Origin of the sequence: Isoptericola sp. NPDC060185, assembly GCF_042728595.1 — a bacterium.
GTDB lineage: Bacteria > Actinomycetota > Actinomycetes > Actinomycetales > Cellulomonadaceae > Isoptericola.
In genome coordinates, this window is sequence record NZ_JBHWYY010000081.1 from 1 (window position 1) to 18,526 (window position 18,526).

Annotated in this window: 16 protein-coding genes; 3 read left to right on the plus strand and 13 right to left on the minus strand. The window is 76.6% G+C overall.

The features are described 5' to 3' along the window. Positions 1-63: 63 nt before the first annotated feature. Positions 64-873, minus strand: coding sequence for an ABC transporter permease (locus ACFWDO_RS18290; protein WP_380322182.1), 810 nt, complete (start codon positions 871-873; stop codon positions 64-66). Beyond that, positions 870-1,841, minus strand: a complete 972-nt coding sequence (locus tag ACFWDO_RS18295; RefSeq protein WP_380322185.1) for an ATP-binding cassette domain-containing protein — start codon at positions 1,839-1,841, stop codon at positions 870-872. The genes ACFWDO_RS18290 and ACFWDO_RS18295 overlap by 4 nt, the downstream gene beginning before the upstream one ends. Positions 1,842-1,989: 148 nt before the next feature. Here ACFWDO_RS18295 and ACFWDO_RS18300 point away from each other — a divergent pair, with 148 nt between their 5' ends. Further along, entirely contained in the window at positions 1,990-3,051 is a 1,062-nt protein-coding gene (locus tag ACFWDO_RS18300; RefSeq protein WP_380322188.1) for an NAD-dependent epimerase/dehydratase family protein, read from the plus strand. 36 nt (positions 3,052-3,087) lie between these two features. Here ACFWDO_RS18300 and ACFWDO_RS18305 read toward each other — a convergent pair whose 3' ends face one another. From ACFWDO_RS18305 to ACFWDO_RS18325, 5 genes are all read right to left on the minus strand, one after another. After that, positions 3,088-7,461, minus strand: coding sequence for a S8 family serine peptidase (locus tag ACFWDO_RS18305; protein ID WP_380322191.1), 4,374 nt, complete (start codon positions 7,459-7,461; stop codon positions 3,088-3,090). A gap of 231 nt (positions 7,462-7,692) precedes the next feature. Continuing rightward, positions 7,693-8,136 (minus strand): OsmC family peroxiredoxin, encoded by a 444-nt coding sequence (locus ACFWDO_RS18310; RefSeq protein ID WP_380322195.1) that lies wholly within the window; start codon positions 8,134-8,136, stop codon positions 7,693-7,695. 108 nt (positions 8,137-8,244) lie between these two features. After that, entirely contained in the window at positions 8,245-8,937 is a 693-nt protein-coding gene (locus tag ACFWDO_RS18315) for a hypothetical protein (RefSeq protein WP_380322198.1), read from the minus strand. Continuing rightward, positions 8,934-10,511 carry a hypothetical protein gene (locus ACFWDO_RS18320; RefSeq protein WP_380322201.1) on the minus strand — a complete coding sequence of 526 codons (1,578 nt, stop codon included), beginning with the start codon at positions 10,509-10,511 and terminating at the stop codon, positions 8,934-8,936. Before ACFWDO_RS18320 ends, ACFWDO_RS18315 begins: the two co-directional genes overlap by 4 nt. A 61-nt stretch (positions 10,512-10,572) precedes the next feature. Then, the gene (locus ACFWDO_RS18325) at positions 10,573-11,157 is read right to left on the minus strand and encodes an RNA polymerase sigma factor (protein ID WP_380322204.1); all 585 of its coding nucleotides are present in this window, start codon (positions 11,155-11,157) and stop codon (positions 10,573-10,575) included. 150 nt (positions 11,158-11,307) lie between these two features. Here ACFWDO_RS18325 and ACFWDO_RS18330 point away from each other — a divergent pair, with 150 nt between their 5' ends. Both ACFWDO_RS18330 and ACFWDO_RS18335 read left to right on the plus strand, forming a co-directional pair. Further along, a complete protein-coding gene (locus ACFWDO_RS18330; protein ID WP_380322207.1) occupies positions 11,308-13,203 on the plus strand; it encodes a DUF4012 domain-containing protein in 1,896 nt (631 codons plus the stop codon). 140 nt (positions 13,204-13,343) lie between these two features. Continuing rightward, a complete protein-coding gene (locus ACFWDO_RS18335) occupies positions 13,344-14,051 on the plus strand; it encodes an LPXTG cell wall anchor domain-containing protein (RefSeq protein ID WP_380322210.1) in 708 nt (235 codons plus the stop codon). Positions 14,052-14,104: 53 nt separating this feature from the next. Here ACFWDO_RS18335 and ACFWDO_RS18340 read toward each other — a convergent pair whose 3' ends face one another. The 6 genes from ACFWDO_RS18340 to ACFWDO_RS18365 all read right to left on the minus strand — a co-directional run bounded on the left by ACFWDO_RS18340 (position 14,105) and on the right by ACFWDO_RS18365 (position 18,419). Beyond that, positions 14,105-15,691, minus strand: coding sequence for a LuxR C-terminal-related transcriptional regulator (locus tag ACFWDO_RS18340; RefSeq protein WP_380322213.1), 1,587 nt, complete (start codon positions 15,689-15,691; stop codon positions 14,105-14,107). A 96-nt stretch (positions 15,692-15,787) separates the two neighbouring features. Then, positions 15,788-16,213: a D-aminoacyl-tRNA deacylase gene (gene dtd, locus ACFWDO_RS18345; RefSeq protein WP_380322216.1), complete on the minus strand. Its 426-nt coding sequence runs from the start codon at positions 16,211-16,213 to the stop codon at positions 15,788-15,790. Continuing rightward, a complete protein-coding gene (locus tag ACFWDO_RS18350) occupies positions 16,210-17,253 on the minus strand; it encodes an asparaginase (RefSeq protein ID WP_380322228.1) in 1,044 nt (347 codons plus the stop codon). Before ACFWDO_RS18350 ends, dtd begins: the two co-directional genes overlap by 4 nt. Before the next feature lie 13 nt (positions 17,254-17,266). Beyond that, positions 17,267-17,611 carry a DUF2516 family protein gene (locus tag ACFWDO_RS18355; protein WP_380322219.1) on the minus strand — a complete coding sequence of 115 codons (345 nt, stop codon included), beginning with the start codon at positions 17,609-17,611 and terminating at the stop codon, positions 17,267-17,269. Positions 17,612-17,620: 9 nt separating this feature from the next. Next, the gene (locus tag ACFWDO_RS18360; protein ID WP_380322222.1) at positions 17,621-18,046 is read right to left on the minus strand and encodes a type II toxin-antitoxin system VapC family toxin; all 426 of its coding nucleotides are present in this window, start codon (positions 18,044-18,046) and stop codon (positions 17,621-17,623) included. 73 nt (positions 18,047-18,119) lie between these two features. Continuing rightward, positions 18,120-18,419: a type II toxin-antitoxin system Phd/YefM family antitoxin gene (locus ACFWDO_RS18365; protein ID WP_380322225.1), complete on the minus strand. Its 300-nt coding sequence runs from the start codon at positions 18,417-18,419 to the stop codon at positions 18,120-18,122. Positions 18,420-18,526 lie beyond the last annotated feature (107 nt).

The window sequence follows — 18,526 nt, forward strand, 5'->3', positions numbered from 1 at the left end:
GTTTGGCCCCGTCTCGTGGCGAGGACGGGGCCAAACGCCCGCTCACAGCGTTCGATGGAGCGTTCAGCGGGCGGTCCGACGGCGGTAGAGCACGCTGCCGACGGCGACGCTCAGCGCCAGGAACCCGACGAGCCAGGCGCAGGCGACCAGGATCGTGCCGCCGTCCGGCGTCCCCGACAGCAGGCCGCGCACCGACTCGATGATGGGCGTGAACGGCTGGTGCTCGGCGAAGCCGTGCAGCCAGTCCGGCATGGTGTCCACGGGCACGAAGCCCGAGCTGAGGTACGGCACGAACAGGAAGATGAAGTTCACCGACTGGGACGCCTCCACGCTCAGGACGAGGCCCAGCGCGGTGCTGAGCCACGTGAAGGTGAGCACGGCCAGCACGGCGAGGCCGACGAAGCCGAGCCAGTCCCCCGCCCCGGCGTCCGGCCGGAAGCCGAGCGCGACGGCGACCAGGAGCACCACCGCCGCGGACGCGAGGTTGCGCACGACGCTCGCGAGCACGTGCCCCCACAGCGCCGCCGGTCCGAAGATCGGGAGCGTCTTGAACCGGTCGATCGTGCCGGAGGTCATGTCCTGCGCCACGGCCACGGCCGCCGTCGCCGACCCGAAGCCCAGGCACATGATGAGGACGCCGGGCACGACGTAGTCGATGTACTGCCCGTCCTGCTCGATGGCGCCGCCGAAGATGACGACGAAGACGAGCATGATCATCACCGGCAGCACGAACGCGGTGACGAGGCCGTCGATCGAGCGGAGCGAGCGGCGCGCCTCGCGCCGGGTCATGGTCGCGACGTCGCGCAGGGGCGCGCGCACGGCGCGGGCGCGGCCAGGCGCGGTGTGCGGCGCCGGGGCCAGGGTGGTGGTCATCGCAGGGCCTCCTCGGGGGTGCGGGTCGGGCGGTCGGTGCTGCTGGTCAGGGCGAGGAAGACGTCGTCGAGTGTGGGCTTGACCACGCTCACCCCGGCGACGGCGAGGCCGCTCGCCTCGGCCCGGTCGAGGACGTCGCGGATGGCCCGCACGGGCTCGGGGCTCGGGAACGTCAGGGCGAGCGCCTTCGCGTCCTCCTCGGCCTCGGCGAGGCCCGCGACGCCCAGCCCGCGCGCGGCCGCGAGGCTCGCGGCGTCGTCGAAGGAGACGCGCACGTGGTCGCCCGCGACGAGCGCCTTGAGCTCGGCCGCGGTGCCGCGGGCAGCGATCCGCCCCTCGGCGAGGACCGCGATCGTATCGGCGAGGCGGTCCGCCTCCTCGAGGTACTGCGTGGTGAGCAGGATGGTGGTGCCGTCGGCGGCGAGGCCCCGGACCACGTCCCACAGCTGGGAGCGGGACGCCGGGTCGAGGCCGGTCGTGGGCTCGTCGAGGACGAGGACGGCCGGGTCGGCGACGAGGCTGATGGCGAGGTCGAGCCGGCGGCGCATGCCGCCGGAGTACGTGGCCACCTTGCGGCCCGCGGCCTCGGTGAGGTCGAAGCGCTCGAGGAGCTCCTGGGCGCGGCCTCGCACGACGCGCTTCGGCAGGTGCGCGAGGTCGGCCATCATGACGAGGTTCTCCTCGCCGGTCTGGAACTCGTCGACCGACGCGTACTGGCCGGTCAGCGCGATGCTGCGCCGGACGGCCGCCGGGTCCTTCACGACGTCGGCGCCGGCGATGGTCGCCGCGCCTCCGTCCGGCCGCACCAGCGTGGTGAGGATGTTGACGGTGGTGGTCTTGCCGGCGCCGTTCGGGCCGAGCAGGGCGAAGATCTCGCCGCGCCGGACGTCGAGGTCGACGCCGCGCAGGACGGCGGTGCGTCCGTAGGACTTGCGCAGCCCCCGCACCGCGATCATCGGGTCGTTCATGGCCGTTCCCCTCGGGTCGTCGTGTATGGCGTACACGAGCGTACGGCATACACGCGGTGTTGGCTATACACACGGTGTGCCACGTACGCGATGCGGCGCTTCCGCGGCTGCACGCGCGCCGCCCCGCCCGCGCGGCTACGGTCGGACCGTGCGCGTCGTCGTCGTGGGAGCCAGCGGAAACGTCGGGACCGCCGTGCTGCGAGCACTGGTGCGAGAGCCGGCCGTCACCTCGATCGTCGGCGTCGCCCGACGCGTCCCCCGGGCCGACGGCAGCAGCACCGTCGCCTTCCCGCACACCGCCGCCGAGTGGGTCCGCGTCGACCTCACCGACACGCACGACGCCGTCGTCCGCGGGCTCGACCGTGCCTTCCTCGGGGCGGACGCCGTGATCCACCTCGCCTGGGCATCGCCGTCGGCCCGCGACTCCGCGCAGGCACGGCGCCTCAACCTCGACGGGTCGCGCGCCGTCGCCGACGCCGTCGTGCGGGCGGGGGTGCGGCACCTGGTGCTCGGCTCGACGTCCGGCGTGTACTCCCCCGGCCCCGAGGACGGCAGCCCGGTCGCCGAGGACTGGCCGCGGCGCGGGGTGCCGACGTCCTCGTACTCGGTGCAGAAGGTCGCCGTGGAGCGGATGCTCGACGGGTACGCGGAGGCCTACCCGCAGCTGGTCGTGACCCGGGTGCGCCCGGCGCTGATGCTGCAGCGCGAGGCCGGCGCCGAGCTGGGCCGCTACTTCCTCGGGCCGCTCGGCACCCGCGCGCTGCGGCTCGCCGCCAAGCGGGCCCCCGAGGGCGCGCTCCTGCCCGCCGTCCCCGCGCCCGACGGGCTGCGCCTGCAGGTGATGCACACCGACGACGCCGCCGACGCCTACCGTGCCGTCGTCGTCGGGCGCCACCCCGGGGCGTTCAACCTCGCGCCCGAGGGCTGGCTCACGGGCGACGACCTGGCCGAGGTGCTCGCCGGCGGCCGCAAGGTGGCCGTCTCCCCGGACACCGCGCGGACCGGCCTGTCCGTCGCGTCCCGGCTGCACCTCGCCCCGATCGACGTGGGCTGGTACGACATGGCCCGGGCCGACGTCGTCCTCGACGCGACCCGCGCCCGCGAGCTGTTGCACTGGGCACCCGCGCACGACCCGCGCGACGTGCTGCGCGAGACCGTGGAGGGCGTCATCGCCGGGACCGGCGCGGGCTCGCCGCCCCTGCTCGGCTGAGCGGGGGAAGCGAGCCCGGCCGGCCAGGCGGTCAGGTCACGGCAGCTCGGGCAGGTCGAGCAGAGCCACGCCGGACCCGGAGCCCATGTAGCCGTAGACCAGCACCTTCGAGCCGTGGACGGCCCACGCGTCGACGGCGTAGACCGTCCGCTGGTCGACCGTGTGCGCGAGGTCGAAGAGGTGCCCGTGCGCGTCCCACACCACCGGCGTCTGCACCTCCGGCGTCGTCTGGGCGAGGCCCAGCACCAGGCCGGTGTCGGAGATCTGCAGGGCCGTGCCGTCGAACCCGAGGTCGGGCAGGCGGCGCAGCCCGTCCTCCGCCGTCCAGACGAACGCGTCGTGGCCGGAGCGCCCGACGACGTCGCCGTCGGCGTTGATGCCCTGCGCGACGGCGTCCCACATCCCCGGCAGGACGCCGAGGTCCTCGATCTCCCCGGCGGGCGTCCAGCGCACGGCGTGCGGGATCCCGTCCTTCCCCAACGACGAGCCGACGACGTAGCCCGCGTCGTTCAGCGCGAGCGCCTGCGTCGCACGGTGGTCGTCGCTCAGGTGCGGCAGCGTCCGGAACCCGGAGCCGTCGGTCCACACCCACGGGTCGAGGGTCCGCTGCTGGACGCCGTCGACCATGGCGTCGTCGACGGAGACCCCGACCACCTGGACGCCGTGCTCGCTCGTCGCGTCGTTCAGGCCGTACGCGTAGGTCTGGTCGTAGGGCCGTGCGTCGGGGACGCCGATGTCGACGAGTGTGCCGTCGGCGCGCCACAGCGCCGCCAGGAGGGTGCCGTCCTTGCGCATCACTTGCCCGGACGCGTCGCCCGCCTCGTTGATGCCGTAGGCCGAGCCCATCTTCCCGTCCGGGCCGACGTCGAGGGGCGTGAACCCGCCCTCGGCCGTCCACAGGCCGGGCGTGGTGAGCCAGTTGACCTGGTCGTCGCCGGCCACGACGCCCTTGCCGTTCATGTCGGCGCCGACGAACGGCTGGTCGGTGTCCAGCACCTCGGCCTGCGGGGTGCGCACGGCGGCGACGCGCACCCGCGCGCTGCCGACGATCCCGCCCGCGTCGTTCACCAGCGGCACGGCGCCCACGAGGGCGCGCGTCCCGAACGGGTGGGCGACCGCGGTCACGTCGACGTCGAGGCCCAGCGTGTCCCCCGGGGCCAGGGTGCGCGGGGCGTCGTCGGCCACGGTGACGGACCCGAGCGACGGGGAGAACAGGTCCTCCACGTAGTCGAAGTCGACCGACCCGCCGGGCACGGACGTGCCCGAGACCACGACGACGTACGAGCCCGGCATCGGATCGCGCAGCGTGATGTGCTCGGCCGCCGACCCGACCTCCTGCCCGCGGGCCACGATCTGGCCGGTGGCCATGTGCGCGACCAGCACGTCCAGGTCGGCGTCGGCCAGCGGCGTGAGCGTGAAGTCGAGCAGCGTCGCGTCGCGCGGCACGTCGACGCGGTTCTGCGAGACCTCGCCCTCGGCGATCGTGCCGCGCAGCTTGACCGTGCGGCCCAGCGCGCCCGCGGCGGGCTTCGCCTCGACGGTCCCCCACGCGTTCGTGGCGGTGACGTCGACGCGCTGCGGCTTCTGCACGTCGAGCGCGTCGATCTGCACCTCGGCCGGCTCGACGTCGACGCCCTGGAGCGTCGCCGTCACGCGGTACGACGGCGAGGGGACGGCGGCGGCGCGCGACGCCTCGACGACCAGCTCCCAGACGCCCGCTCGCGGCCGCTCGTAGGAGTGGCGCGAGGGGTCGCAGTCGTCGGTCGCCGTGTAGCACGCGGCGGGCCCGTCGATCGGAAGCCCGACGGGGTCGAACGCCCGCACGCGGACGCCCTGCGCCGGGGACCCGTCGGCCGCGGTGAGCGCGACCTGGAGGTTCTGCACGCCGTCGGGCACGGCGACGAAGACGGACTCGGCGCCGCCGCGCGGCACCGCGCCCTTCGCGGTCACGGCGCGCGCGGGAGCCTCGGCGACCTTCGTGGCGACCACGGTCAGCGGCACGACCCGGTCGACGCCGGGCGTGCTCGGGTCGTCGACCCGCAGCAGCGCCGAGTGCAGCCCCGCGGTGCGCGGGTGGGCCGTCACGGCGACCGTCTGCGCCTCGTCGCGGCCCAGCCGCACGGAGGCGGGGACCGAGAACGTCCCGTCGTCGCCGACGAGCGAGAGCCGGTGCAGCACGGGACGCGCCGCGCCCGTCGTGCGGGTCAGCTTCACGTCGTAGGACGTCGTCGCGCCCGGGGCGAGGCCGCCGCCGTCCTCGGGCAGGCAGCGGTCGTGCACGCCCGCGCCGACGCCCGGCGTGGTCAGGACGTCGGAGAGCGCGGTGCACACCCGCGCCTGCACGGTGTAGCCAGCCCGCTCGGGCCGGGCGGCGCCGTCCACCAGGAGCTGCTTCCAGGCCGCGGGGACGTCCACGACGCCCGCGCCCTGCGCGGCCACCTGGACGCCGTCGATGAGGTCCGCGGTGTCGGTGACGGCGCTGCGCACCCCCGCCGACGTCACGTCGATCCCGCGGGCCTTCGCCGCGGACCGCAGCAGGGCCACGTCGCCCGCGACCTGCGGCGACGCCATCGACGTGCCGTTCAGCATCCCGTAGCCCGCGGGCAGGTCGTAGCCGACGCCCGGCACCGCCCCGCCGTCGAGCCAGGTGGGGATGGACGCCACCGCGGCGCCCGGGGCGCTCACGGTGGGCTTGAGCGAGCCGTCCTCCGACGGGCCGCGCGAGGAGAACGGGAACAGGCCCAGGTCGGTGGGCACGCGCGAGCCGTAGTTCGCGAACCACGTGTCGTCGCTGACCGACGCCGCGACGCTGATGACGCCGTCGCCCGTCGACGGCGGCGACACGGTGTTGAGGCCGGGACCGTCGTTGCCGGCCGCGGCGACGATGTCGACGTCGTAGGTGTCCACCAGCTCGTCGTAGAGGCGCGCGATGGCGCTCGAGCCGTCGTTGAGCGGCACGAGGCCGCCGAGGGAGACGTTCACGACGTCGACGTCGTGCTCGACGACGAGGTCGATCATGCCCTCGGTGAGCGCGACGGCGGTGCAGCCGCCGTTCCACGTGCAGGCGCGGGCCGAGACGATCTGCGCGCCCGGCGCGGCGCCGCGCATCGCGCCGCCCAGCACCCCGTTGCCGGCGGCGATGCCGGCCACGTGCGTGCCGTGCTCGCCGGCGACGACGCCGAGGTTGACGTAGTCGGCCACCTTGCCGACGTTGGCGCCGCCCAGCGGCGACAGGTCGACGTCCTCGCGGTACTCGACCGTGAACGGCATCGACTCGACGACGTCCGTGTCCGGGTCGTCGGTGCCGAGGTAGCCGACCTGGCCGTCGACGTCGAACGGCAGCATCGGCGTCTCCTCCGCCAGGTCGCCGTCGCCGTCGGTGTCCACGCGGACCTCGTGCGTCTCGGGGTCGTAGAGCATGGCGATACGGTCGGTCGTGTCGCCGTCACGGTTGAGGTCGCCGGCGGCGTCGGCCCGCGCGGAGGACGACTCCAGCGGCCCCGCGATCCTGAAGGTGCCCGCGGGCGCCGTGTACTTCACGCCCGCGTAGGTGAACGACGGCCCGGTGACCTTCGTCGTCATGCGCTGCCACGTCGCGTCGTTGTCGATGACGGGGTCGGTGGCCGCGAACGAGTCGAGGATCTTCGGCTTGCCGTCGGTGGTGGTCTGCAGCGCGGGGTGCGCGAGGTCGACGCCGGTGTCGAGGACACCGATCACGGTGCCGCGGCCGTCCCACGTCGGGTTCGCGTCGGTGAACGAGACCGCCCCCGTCTCCTCGACCGGGAGGTAGGGGTTGTCGGCGGGGGTGTCCTTCGTCGGCGCGGCGGGGGTGTCCGCGGCCGCGCGCGACGTCGCGGCGCCGGCGTCCGACCCGACGGGAGTCGGGTCGGGGACCTGGAGCTGCCGGTCGAGGTCGACGGCGAGGACGTCGCCGCGGGCTGCGAGCGCCGGCACCTCGTCCGTCGGCACGGTGGCGCGGACGTAGCCCAGGTCGGCCTCGGTCCGCCCGACGGCGCCGCCGGCGTCCTCGACGGCGTCCTCGACGGCGGGGGCACGGTCGGCACGCACGGCCAGGAGCACCGTGACGGTCTTCTCGTCGGACGCCTGCGCCTCGCTGAGCAGCTGCTGGTCGGCGTCGCCGAGCTTGGCGTCGAGCGCCGCGGCGTCGTCGCCCTCGACGACGGGGGTGAACCCGTCGTCGCCGCCCGTCGTGTACGGGTCGTCGGGGGTGTTCTCGCCGACGAGGCTCTGTGCGGCCTCCTGCGGGGAGACGAGCGCGTCGTCATCGGCGGCGAGGGCTGCCGGCTGGGCGAGTCCGGTGACGGCGAGCGCCGCTGCCGTCAGGACGACGGCGGCTCGCCTGGCGCGTGCTGGCCCGGTGGGCGGCACGCGGCGGTACGTGGGTTTCATCGGGGCTCCGTGTCTGAAGGGTCCCTGGGTGCAGGGGTCCCTCCGCACGCTCCCGGTGCGCCGTCGACCCGGTCAACGGCACCGTGCGGCGGATCTGTGCCACGGCGCGATCTCGCCAGCCCTCCCGGCCCGGAGACGCATCGAGCGTGCTGACCGGGTCCCCCACCCGAGGGTGTGAGGAACAGGTCAGCACGCTCGATGCGGGCGCGGGGCCTGACTACAACAGCACGGTCAGCCGGTGAAGGTGACGTCCAGCGTGATCTCGCCGACGCCGGCGAGCGCCTTGGAGACCGGGCACCCGGCCTTGGCGGCCTCGGCGGCCGCGCGGTAGGCGTCGGCGTCGAGGCCCGCCGCGGAGCCGACCACCGTGAGCGCGATCGTCGAGATCTCGAGACCGCCGCCCGCGGCCGGGGTCAGCGAGACGTCGGCGGTCACGTCGGTCTGCCCGGGCGTGCCGCCCGCGTTCGCGACCTCCAGCGAGAACGCCATCGCGAAGCAGGAGGAGTGCGCGGCCGCGATGAGCTCCTCCGGGCTGGTGACGCCCTCGGCGGCGTCCGCCGTGCGGCGGGGGAAGGAGACGTCGAACGTGCCGACGCCGGAGCTCGCGAGCTCCACCCGGCCGGAGCCCTGCAGGATGTCGCCGTTCCAGGCGGTGCGTGCGGTGCGGGTGGACATGGGAGTTCTCCTTCGTGCTCCGGGACAGGTCACGACGACCGTAACCCGCACCCGCCCCGGACGACAGCGACCTCCCAGGTGGTGGCGGTCACGTCCGACGGGTCGGGCTCAGCCGTAGTCCTCGCGCTCGACCGGACGGGTCGCGCGGAGCACGGCGGCGAGGTCGGCGGCCGACCGGCCCGCCATCGCGTCCTCGAACGAGCGCTCCGGGTCGCCCTCGGGCACCACCCTCGGCGCGGCGCGGACCACGCCCTCGAGCTCGCCGACGCCGATCGTGCCGTCGTCGTAGGGCAGGAGCGCGTCCGTGCCGAGCCAGGCCCAGTGCGCGGGGGTCGGCGTCGTCGGGTCGGGCACCGCGGGGCGCCACACGAGCGCGACGACGTAGGTGTGGCCCCGCTCCATCCGCGGGGTGTCCTCGACCGCCCACGGCGTGCGGTCGCCGTCACGGTCGAGGGAACCCGCCGCCTCCATCGAGAACCGGTCGGGGGGCGCGCGGTGGCGCGGGTCGGCGGAGCTCCACAGCCGCTCGTCCACCCGCAGCGCCACCTCGCGCTCCACGTACCGCTCGCCCGCGGGGTTGCCGTCCTCCCTCGACCGCGCCCTCTCCGCCTCGTCGACGACGGTCACGACGACGACGTGGTCGGCGTAGGTCACCCAGTCGACGGCCGCCGACGTCGGGAACGACTCCTCCGCCATGGCGACCACGACGCCGGGGGACGCCCCGACCTCTCCCGGGGGCGCGCAGCCCGCGAGCGCCCCCAGGATGACGGCGGCCGCGGTCGACGCACGGCGCGGACTCATCGGGATGCCGAGAAGTCCGTCGCGACATCGGCGACGGCGAGCACGGACCAGGCGTTGCCGTCGGCGTCGGAGAGCTCGTACGCGGGCACGAGGGCGACGGCGCCGTCGGCCTGTGTCTGCAGCGCCAGGCCGAGGCGGGCGCCGATGATCTCCACGTCGGACACGGGCCAGTCGACCTTGTCGCCGGCCGCCGGGGGCGCGGGCGGCGCGGTGGGCTCGGTCGGTTCCTCGGGCTCGGCGTAGTCCGGCTCCGCGGCGTACACGACGGGCCACGCGGAGCCCGCGAACCGCGGGTCGCCGAGCCGGTCGACGGCCTCGGCGGGGCTGATCACCGGGTACTCCCCCAGGTCGGCGGTGGTGGCGAGGAAGCCGTCCAGCCAGGCGACGCCGTCCGGGCCCACGGTCGCGCTCCACTGCGCGCCGGTGCGGGAGCCGCCCACCACCTGGAAGGCGGTGACCCAGCGGCCCGGCTCGTCGTCGGTCTGCTTCGCCACCTCGATCTCGAAGCCGGCCGGGTCGACGCCGAGGCGGGTCATGACGTCCGTCAGGGCCCGGCGGGCGGCCGCGTCCCCCACCGGATCCTTGCCCCCGTCGGCGCACCCGTCACCGTCGTCGCCGGCCGACGTGTCGCCGTCCTCGGTCGTGCGGGCGACGTCCCCGCACCGCCACGGGTCGGCGTCGGGGTCGTTGTAGGAGAAGGTGGCGCTGCCGTCGACCGACAGCCAGATCGAGGGCCCCTCGCCGTCGCGCGGCCCGGCCGCCCACGACCCGTACTCCCAGCGTGGCTGCCCGTCGACGCCCAGCGCGTCCGCGAGCCGCGCGGCGCCGTCGCGGGTCGCGACGTCGGTCGCGTCGAAGGCGTACGCCTCCGCGGTGCCCCCGGTGGTGGACAGGCGGTCGCCGTGGAAGGTCGCGCGGCCGGAGTCGTACCAGCTCGGCAACGCGGCGGTGTCGGCCGCGGACGCGCCCGCGCCGTCGTCCGCCGCGCCCAGCGACGCGCCCCCGGACCTCGGGCCCGCCGCGCCCTGCTCGGACGCCCCGGCCCGCGCGCCGGCACTCTGGTCCCCCGACCCGCCTTGCGCGCCGCCGCCCAGCACGACCGGCGCGTCCGCGGTGCTCGCGGCCTCGGAGTCGACGCTGCTGCTCGCACCCCCGGACTCGTCAGCGGCCCCCCCGGCCGCGAACGCGCCGCCGCCCAGCAGGTACCCGCCCCCACCCACGACGGCGAACGCCGCCACGGCCGCGACGGCCAGCCACGGCCTCCGACGACGGCGCGCGGCGAGCGCGTCGACCGCGACCTCGTCGACCGCGACCTCGTCCCGGCCCGCGGTGCCGGCGGCGCCCGGGACCGCGGTGGGGCCGTCCTCCGCCAGCCGCGCGTCGACGCTCGCGCGCAGCCCGGCGGGCGTCCCGACGCCTGCCGCCGGGTCCGCCGCCCGGAGCCGGTCGAACGCCGCGTCGCCCGTCCCGTCGGGTGCGCCCGGCGTCGGCCCCTGCGTCTCGTCGGTGCCCTCGTCGTGGCCCTCGTCGTGGCCCTCGTCGTGGCCCTCGTCGTGGCCCTCGTCCCGGCTCATGCTGCCCTCCCGGCGTCGCGGCCCGTCGTCGCGGCGGGCGTCGTGCACCCCGTCTGTGTCGTCATCGCGCACCCGCTTGCGCGGCCTCGCCGCCGTCGTCCCCGGGCGCGGCGACGGACTCCGCGTCGCCCTCCGCGTCCCACGCCGCGCGCAGCCGCGACCGCGCGCGGGACAGCGCCGCGTCCGCCCCGCCGCGTGACACCCCCAGCACCTGGGCGAGCCCCTCGCCGTCGACGCCGTCCCACGCGACCAGCAGGAGGATGCGGCGGTCACGGGGCGACAGCCGGCCGAGCACGGCACGCACGTGGTCGTCGTCGAGCGCCAGCGCGGCGGGGTCGACGTCGTCGGGAACCTCCGGCACGAGGGCGACCGGGATGGGGCGCGCCTTGCGCCGGTGGTTGGCGAGGACGAAGCCGGCCGTCCGGTAGAGCCAGGGCAGCTCCGCGCCGCGAGGCACGTCGTCGCGCCGGCGCCACGCGGTGGCGAGGACGTCGGCGGCGAGGTCCTCGGCGTCCGCCCCGCCGGCCGGCAGGCGCCGCACCAGGTAGCGGTGCACCGCCCCGGCGTGCGCCTCGAACAGCGCGTCGAACCACGCCGCGTCGCCTCCCGCCGGCGCGTCGTGGCGCACGGTCTCGTCCGGGTCCACCGGGCCTCCTGCGGTCCTGGGGCACGCGTCGGCGCGAGCCTCCCCTCGCCGCGACTGTGTCGTCGTGACCACGAGCCTTGCACCCGCGGGCGCGGACATCACCCGCAGATTCATCCCTCCGCCCGGGCCGGGGGGACCTACCGTGCCGACATGACCGTCGACACCGGCCAGGCGCCCACCGCGGCCGACCCCCGCACCCCGGCGCCCCGCCCACGCCGGCGGGTCGGCCGGTGGGTGGCGCTCGGTGTGCTCGTGGCCCTGCTCCTGGTGGTCGCGTGCGCCCTCCTGCTGGTGCGCGACGCGCTGGCGACGCGCACCGCGCTGACGCGCGCGGCCGCGCAGGTCCCGGTCGTCTCGGCGGAGCTGCGCGCCGGCGTCCGCGCGGAGGGCGACGGCGCCTCGCCCGCGCCCCTGGCCTCCTCCCCCGCGCTCGCGGAGCTGCGGCGCCAGACGACGGTCGCCCGCGAGTCCACCGACGGGCCGCTGTGGTGGCTGGCGGCCCGGGCGCCCGTCATCGGCCCGTCGGCGTCGGCCGCCGCCGACGTGGCCGTCGTGCTCGACGACGTCACCGACGACGTCCTGCCCGCCCTCGCCGACCTGGCAGACGCGGTCCCCGCCACGACCCGCACGCCCGACGGCGGCCTCGACCTGGCCCCGCTCCGGGGAGCGGCGCCCGGCATGGCCGCGGCCCAGCGGTCGGTGGACGCGTCGCTCGCGCGGCTCGACGCCGTCGACCCCGAGAGCCTGCTGCCGCAGCTGACGGGCCCGGTCGCGACCCTGCGCGACCAGGTGGACGACCTCGCCGCCGTCGTCGCCACCGGTGACCGCGCCGCCTCGCTCGCCCCCGCGATGCTCGGCGCGGACGGACCGCGCACCTACCTGATGCTCAGCATGAGCTCCGCCGAGCTCCGGGCGGGCGGCGGGATCCCCGGCGCGCTCCTCCTGCTGCGCGTCGACCAGGGGCGCACGACCGTGGTGCGCCAGGTGGCCGCCGCCGACTTCCCGTCCTTCCGCGAGCCGGTGCTGCCGCTGTCCGCCGACGACGACGCCGCGTACACGGGCCGCCTCGGCATGTTCGTGCAGGACGTGACCGCGACGCCCGACTTCCCCACGACGGCGACGCTGGCGGCGGCGATGTGGGCCCGCAACGAGGGCGAGAGGGTCGACGGCGTGCTCGCGACCGACCCGGTGGCGCTGTCGTTCCTGCTCGCCGAGACGGGTCCCGTGCGCGTGAAGCTGTCGGCGCCGGTCGCCGCGGAGGTCGGCCGGGACAGCGTGGAGCTCACGGCCGAGAACGTCGTCGACGTGCTGCTGCGCCGTGTGTACGACGTCCTCGACCCGGCGACGGCCGACCAGTTCTACGCCGAGACGGCGGCGGCCGTCCTCGCGCGCTCCACGGCGGAGGACGTCGGCCCGGGGGCGCTGCTGACCGCGCTGCAGCACGCCGCGGGCGAGCACCGGCTGCGCGTCTGGTCCGCCCACGACGACGAGGAGGCGCGGCTGACCGGCACGCTGGTCGCGGGGTCGTACGCCGCCGCGCCGCGCGCCGCGGACGCCGTGGGCGTGTTCCTCACGGACCACGTGTCGGGGAAGATGTCGGCCTACCTGGACTCCGCGCTGCGGGTCGTGGGCTCGGAGTGCACGGCCGCGGTCCGGGTGGACACGCTGGAGCTCGACCTCGCGTCGACCGCGCCGGAGGACGCCGCGACCGCGCTCCCCGCCTACGTCGCCGGGATCCCCGGCCGGGCGCGCCCGCCGGGCACCCTGAGCCTCGGGGTGACGGTCGCCGGCCCGCGCGACGGCGGGGCGCCGCGCGTGGAGCGGGACGGCAGCGCCGTCGGCGGCGACGCCCGCACGACGCACGGCCGCGCCACCCAGTCCGTCACCGTCTCCCTCGCCCCGGGCGAGGGGACCACCCTGCGCCTCACCGTGCCGGCGGCGCCGGAGCGCGCCGGCGGCACCCCTGCCGGCCGCCTCGAGGTGTGGTCCACGCCGACTCTGACGAGCGGCGGCCTGCTCGACGTCGAGGCGCCTGTCTGCGACTGATGCCGCGGGCTCGCGAGGAGCGGGTGAATGCGCCTCCTGCCAGCGGTTTCACCCGGGTGAGGCAGGGTCCGGCGAGGCGCCGCGCGGCTAGCGTGAACGACCGAGGAAGCCCCCTTGCGAGCACCGCCCGAGGAGTCGAGATGGCCCACGCACGCTCCGCCGGTATCGCCGTCGCCTTGCTCCTAGGTGCCGGCGCCGCCCTCACCGCCACGCCCGCGGTCGCGGCCACGGACCCGAGCCCCAGCCCGAGCAGCACGGACTACGCGCCGCCCGAGGTCCCGACGCTCACGGCGCAGATCTTCGAGCCCGTGTGCGACGGCGACGTCCCGTACCTGCGCTACGCGGTGACCGCGACGGGCACGCCGAACACCACGGTGACGATCACGTGGCTCAACCCGGACGGCGACGACGTGGTCCAGGCCGACCTGCCGATGAGCGGCCGCGTCCTGTGGCCGGGCGCCGTCGTGGACTCCGCCGGCAACCCCGTCGACTGGCCGGGCTGGCGCCTGGAGAACGGCGTCTGGGTGGAGGGCGACGAGTTCGACTGGGTGCGCCCGTCCGTCGACGTGAAGCTGCAGGTCAACCCCGAGCTGACGCTGACGGCCGCCTACCCGCCGTCGTCGCCGAGCTGCGCGACCAACCCGCCCGGCGCCACCCCGACGCCGACGCCCGGCTCCACCGTCCCCGGTGCCGTGCCGCCGGAGGCCGCCCCGCCGGTCACGCCGACGTCCAGCTTCCTGCCGCAGACCGGCGCAGGCGTCGCGGGCCTGGTCGCCGCGGCCGCCGCCCTGGTCGCCGCGGGCGGGATCGCCGTCGCCGCCGCCCGGCGCCGCCGTACCGAGCACTGACCATCTGCCCTCGGGCCGGCGTCCCCGCAGGTCACCGGGCCGGGCTTCGCAGGTCAGGACGCCCGCCGGTGCGCGACGACGGTCAGCTCGCCGCGCGAGCTCACGCCCACCTTCCGGAAGACGCGCCCCAGGTGGACCTCGACGGTGCGCACCGAGACGCAGAGCCGGTCGGCCACCTGCTTGTTGGCGAGCCCGTCGGCCACGAGCCGCGCGACGTCGAGCTCCCGCGCGGTGAGCACGCCGGCCCAGTCGTCCCAGACGCCCGCGCCTCCCCCGCCCCGCCCGCCCGTCCCGCGACAGGTCCGGACGGCGCTGACCACGAGCGACGGTACGGCGTCGGGGCGGACGCACCCGACGGCACGCGCGGCGTCGACGGTGGCCGCGGCCGGCTCGGGGCCCACCGCGCGCAGCCCGGCGGCGACCGTGTCCGCGCCGGCGCAGCGGGCCACCTCGGCGGCCAGCCCGCCGGCCACGTGGCCGAGCGGCAGGCGGCCGGCGGCGTCCTCGAGGACGCGCGCGGCCTGCGTGGTGTCGCCGCTGCGCACCAGCAGCAGCGCCTGCGCGGCGCGCAGGTGCGCCTCCGCGAGCGGCGTGAGCGCGTCGGCCTGCGACCAGGCGCCCGGGTCCCCCGCGGGCACGGCCGTCACGACGGCGCGGGCCAGCACCTGGTCGGCGCCCTGCGGGTCCCGGTCGAGGCGCGCGAGGGCCTCGACGACCGCCACCACCGCGGCCCGGTCCGCGGCCGAGACGACGGCGCGGGCGACCGGAACGACGGTGCGCGCCAACCGGACGCCCGCCGGGTCCTCGGCCCGGGCGCCGGGGCCCGTCCCGGCGAGGGCCTGGACGGCGGCGGTCGCCCGCTCGGCGTCCGCCTGCACGGCGGCGACGCCGGTGCTCGCGACCCGGTCGAGCCAGCCTGCGGCGTCGTGCAGGTGCCCGGCGAGCAGCGCCGCCCGGCCGGCGACGAGGAACGCCCGCGCCCGCACGGCGCCCGTGCCGTGGCTCGCCGCCTCCCGGGCGACGGCGTGGGCCAGGACGGCGTTGCCCTGGGCGAGCCGCCGCTCGGCGAGCCGTACGAGGCCCTCGGCGAGGGCCGGGTCCCCGGCCAGGGTGGCGAGCGCATCGTGCCAGCGGGCGGCGCCCTTCTCCCCCGCCCGCTCGAGCTCGGCGGCCAGGGCCGCGTGCACCGCGGTGCGCTCGGTGAGGTCGGCGTCCTCGTGCACGACGGCGCGGACGCGGGGGTCGGCCACGCGGTAGCGGCCGTCGGCGAGCCGCAGGTGCTCGGCGAGCGGCGGGCCGAGGAGCCGGTCCACGTCGGCGCCGGTGGCGCCGAGGAGCACGTCAACCCGGTCCACGACCAGCACGCTCGCGGCGAGCAGCACGGCCCGGTCCTCGGCGTCCAGGGTGCCGGTGCCGAGGAGCGTCCTGGCGCGGACGGCGGGGGTCACGGGGAGCGGGTCGGGCAGCGACTCCGTCCCGGCGAGCTGCCACGGGGTGAGCAGGGCGAGCGTCTGGGCGAGCGCGTCCGCGTCCCCGCCGACCAACGTCGCCACCCGACGCACGACCTGCGGCGCGACGGGCCGCGCACGGACCGGGGAGGAGGAGTGCCAGGGCGTGGCGCCGTCCCGGATCGAGGTCATCGTCGGCCTCCCGTCTCGTGCCGAGCGTCGGTGCTCGGCGGCGGCGACCTGAGGAATTCACCCCCGACCTGCGCATATACGCAGGTCAGGAATTTGTCAGGTCTCCACCAATATAGTCACGGGGCCGTCGTTCACCAGCTCGACGTCCATATCCGCGCCGAACCGTCCGGTCGCGACCTCGAGTCCCCGGGCGCGCAGGTCGGCGACGACGGCGTCCACCAGCGGCTCCGCGACCGGGCCGGGGGCCGCCGCGTTCCACGTGGGCCGGCGGCCCTTGCGGGCGTCGCCGTAGAGGGTGAACTGGCTGACCACGAGCACGGGAGCCCCCGCGTCGAGGGCCGAGCGCTCGTCACGCAGGATGCGTAGCTCGGCGATCTTGCGGGCGACGGTCGCCACCTCGGCGGCGCCGTCGTCGTGCGTCACGCCGACGAGGGCGAGGAGGCCCGGCCGGTCGATCGCGCCCACGACCTCGCCGTCCACCGTGACGCTGGCGCGCGTCACGCGCTGCAGGACCGCCCTCACGCGCCGGCCGCCCCGAACGCCGGGCGCACGGCACCCACCGGGGCGCCGCCGCCGAGCACGGGCGTCGTCCCGACGGCGTCCAGCGCGGCCAGGTCGGCGCCCGGGACGGCAGCCGCCCCCGCGGCACGCACCGCCGCGGCGAGGATCGCCGGGCGCGGCCGGTCGCCGCCGTCGAGGATCTTGAACGCGACGGCGGACCCGTCGGGCAGGCCCGCCGCGCACACGCCGTCGGCCCCGATCTTCGCGATCGTGCCCGGCACGGCGGTCATGACCAGGGTGTCCTCGCGCCCGCGGCCCGCGACCATCTCCGGGTGCCGGGCCATCGCGCGCGCGATCCGGCCAGGGTCCCCGCCGTCGCTCGACCGGCCGGCCGCCGCGAGCCGGCCGAACGACCGCGCCAGCCCCCGCACGCTCGTCGAGAACAGGGGCGCGCCGCAGCCGTCGGTGGTGACGTGCGGGTCGTCGTCTCCCGTGAGCTCGACGACCGCGGCACGGACCGCCCGCTGCAGCGGGTGCTCCGCGTCGAGGTACGTCTCCGTGTCCCAGCCGGCGGCGACGCAGGTCGCGAGCATGGCGGCGTGCTTGCCCGAGCAGTTCTGCGCGATCCGCTCCGGGCCGCGTCCCGCCTGCAGCCAGGCCAGGGACTCGGCGCGGCCGAGCGGCAGGTCCGGAGTGTTGCGCAGGGCCGACTCGTCCAGGCCGGCGCCCGCGAGGATCTCACGCGCCCCTTCCAGGTGCTCGGGCGCGCCGCTGTGGCTGGCGGCCGCCAGCGCGAGGAGCCGGTCCGGCAGGTCGAGGCCGGAGCGCACCATGGCGAGCGCCTGCAGCGGCTTCACCGACGAGCGCGGCCAGATCGTCGTGGCCGCGTCGCCCAGCTCGAGCCGCACACCCCCGTCCGGGCCCAGCACCACGAGGTGCCCCAGGTGCACCGACTCCACCAGGTCGCCGCGCACCACCTCGGCGAGCGGCACCGCGCCGACGGCCACGGGAGCCACTGGCGCCACGGGAGCCGAAGGACGGGCGTCGCCGGGCGTCGTCATCTCGTCCGCCACGTCACCATCCGCCCGTCGGACCCTGCGGGCGACGCCCCCCGCCGGTCCCGTACGACTGGATCTTGGGGCGCACGTCCACCCAGTAGATGATCGCGGGGGTCGTGGCGATGACGTTGAAGAAGGAGCCCGCCGTCATGAGCATCGGCGGCAGCCCGAACAGGCCGATCAGCGCCGCGACGCCGAGGATGAGCAGCCAGATGTTCTTGGTCAGCTTCCCCTCGGACACGTACGCGCGGGCGGGGCGGCGGGCGGCGTCGACGAAGGCGACGAGCTGCACCACGAACACCACGACCGCGAGCGCGATCAGCAGGAAGTACTGGAGGGACCCGATGGCGGCGGAGATCACCCGCCGAGCCTACGGGAGCACGCGCATCCGGCGGGAGCGTGCGGCCCCGGCGACGTGCTCGTCCCAGGCGGCGACGACGGTGTCGTCGTGGGCGACGGCGAGCGCGCTCGCCACGTGCAGGGCGTCGGCCGCGCGCAGCGGCACGGGGCACGACGCGAGCAGCTCGGCGGCCCGGGCCGAGATCTCGGGCGTGACCTCGAGGGTGTGCAGGCCGGCGCTCAGCTCGTCCCAGGTCGCGTCGCCGCGGCGGCGCGCCAGCGGGTCGAGCACGCCGGCCCGCTCTCCGGCCGCGAGCGCCGCCCGCACCTCCGCGTCGGCGATGCGCGAGCTGACGACGACGTCGGCCCGGTTCCACAGCGCGCTCGCGAGCCCGGAGCCGGACTCGTGGACGCACAGCTTCACCAACGCGCTGGCGTCGAAGTAGACGAGTGCCATCCTGCTCCGTCCGGTCGTCGGGTGCGGCGTCGTGCGGTGGTCATGGTGCGGTGGTGCGGTGGTGCGCCGCGGGTCAGCGCCGGATGCGGCGCACCAGGTCGGACATGCGCGACGCGGGGCGGGCGGCGGGCCGCGCGGACGGCCGGGCGACGGCCGCGGCCTCGCCGTCGGGCACCGCGTGCACGGGCCGCTCCGTCGCGGCGGGGGTGAGCAGGCCGTCGCGCACGAGGTCGGCGACGAGGTCCGCGGTCTGCACCCCCGACAGCCGGGCGACCGGCACCCCGCGCTCGGTGATGACGACCTCCTCGCCCGCACGAGCCTTCTCGATCCACGACTTCAGCTCGGCGCGCAGCGCGCTGACGGAGACCTCCATGACCGACGACCGTACCGTCCCGACCCGCCCGCCGAACAGGCACCCGGTCGCCGAGCAGGCAGTTGACACCCTTATCGCCCCTCGCGGGGTGCGATAAGGGTGTCAAC

Excerpts from the sequence above, each read along its gene's own strand:
- ACFWDO_RS18295 (WP_380322185.1), bottom strand. The coding sequence starts at position 1,841 with ATGAACGACCCGATGATCGCGGTGCGGGGGCTGCGCAAGTCCTACGGA.
- ACFWDO_RS18340 (WP_380322213.1), bottom strand. The coding sequence starts at position 15,691 with ATGACCTCGATCCGGGACGGCGCCACGCCCTGGCACTCCTCCTCCCCG.
- ACFWDO_RS18315 (WP_380322198.1), bottom strand. The coding sequence starts at position 8,937 with ATGAGTCCGCGCCGTGCGTCGACCGCGGCCGCCGTCATCCTGGGGGCG.
- ACFWDO_RS18330 (WP_380322207.1), top strand. The coding sequence starts at position 11,308 with ATGACCGTCGACACCGGCCAGGCGCCCACCGCGGCCGACCCCCGCACC.
- ACFWDO_RS18320 (WP_380322201.1), bottom strand. The coding sequence starts at position 10,511 with ATGAGCCGGGACGAGGGCCACGACGAGGGCCACGACGAGGGCCACGAC.
- ACFWDO_RS18350 (WP_380322228.1), bottom strand. The coding sequence starts at position 17,253 with ATGACGACGCCCGGCGACGCCCGTCCTTCGGCTCCCGTGGCGCCAGTG.
- ACFWDO_RS18310 (WP_380322195.1), bottom strand. The coding sequence starts at position 8,136 with ATGTCCACCCGCACCGCACGCACCGCCTGGAACGGCGACATCCTGCAG.
- ACFWDO_RS18305 (WP_380322191.1), bottom strand. The coding sequence starts at position 7,461 with ATGAAACCCACGTACCGCCGCGTGCCGCCCACCGGGCCAGCACGCGCC.
- ACFWDO_RS18365 (WP_380322225.1), bottom strand. The coding sequence starts at position 18,419 with ATGGAGGTCTCCGTCAGCGCGCTGCGCGCCGAGCTGAAGTCGTGGATC.
- ACFWDO_RS18290 (WP_380322182.1), bottom strand. The coding sequence starts at position 873 with ATGACCACCACCCTGGCCCCGGCGCCGCACACCGCGCCTGGCCGCGCC.
- ACFWDO_RS18360 (WP_380322222.1), bottom strand. The coding sequence starts at position 18,046 with ATGGCACTCGTCTACTTCGACGCCAGCGCGTTGGTGAAGCTGTGCGTC.
- ACFWDO_RS18335 (WP_380322210.1), top strand. The coding sequence starts at position 13,344 with ATGGCCCACGCACGCTCCGCCGGTATCGCCGTCGCCTTGCTCCTAGGT.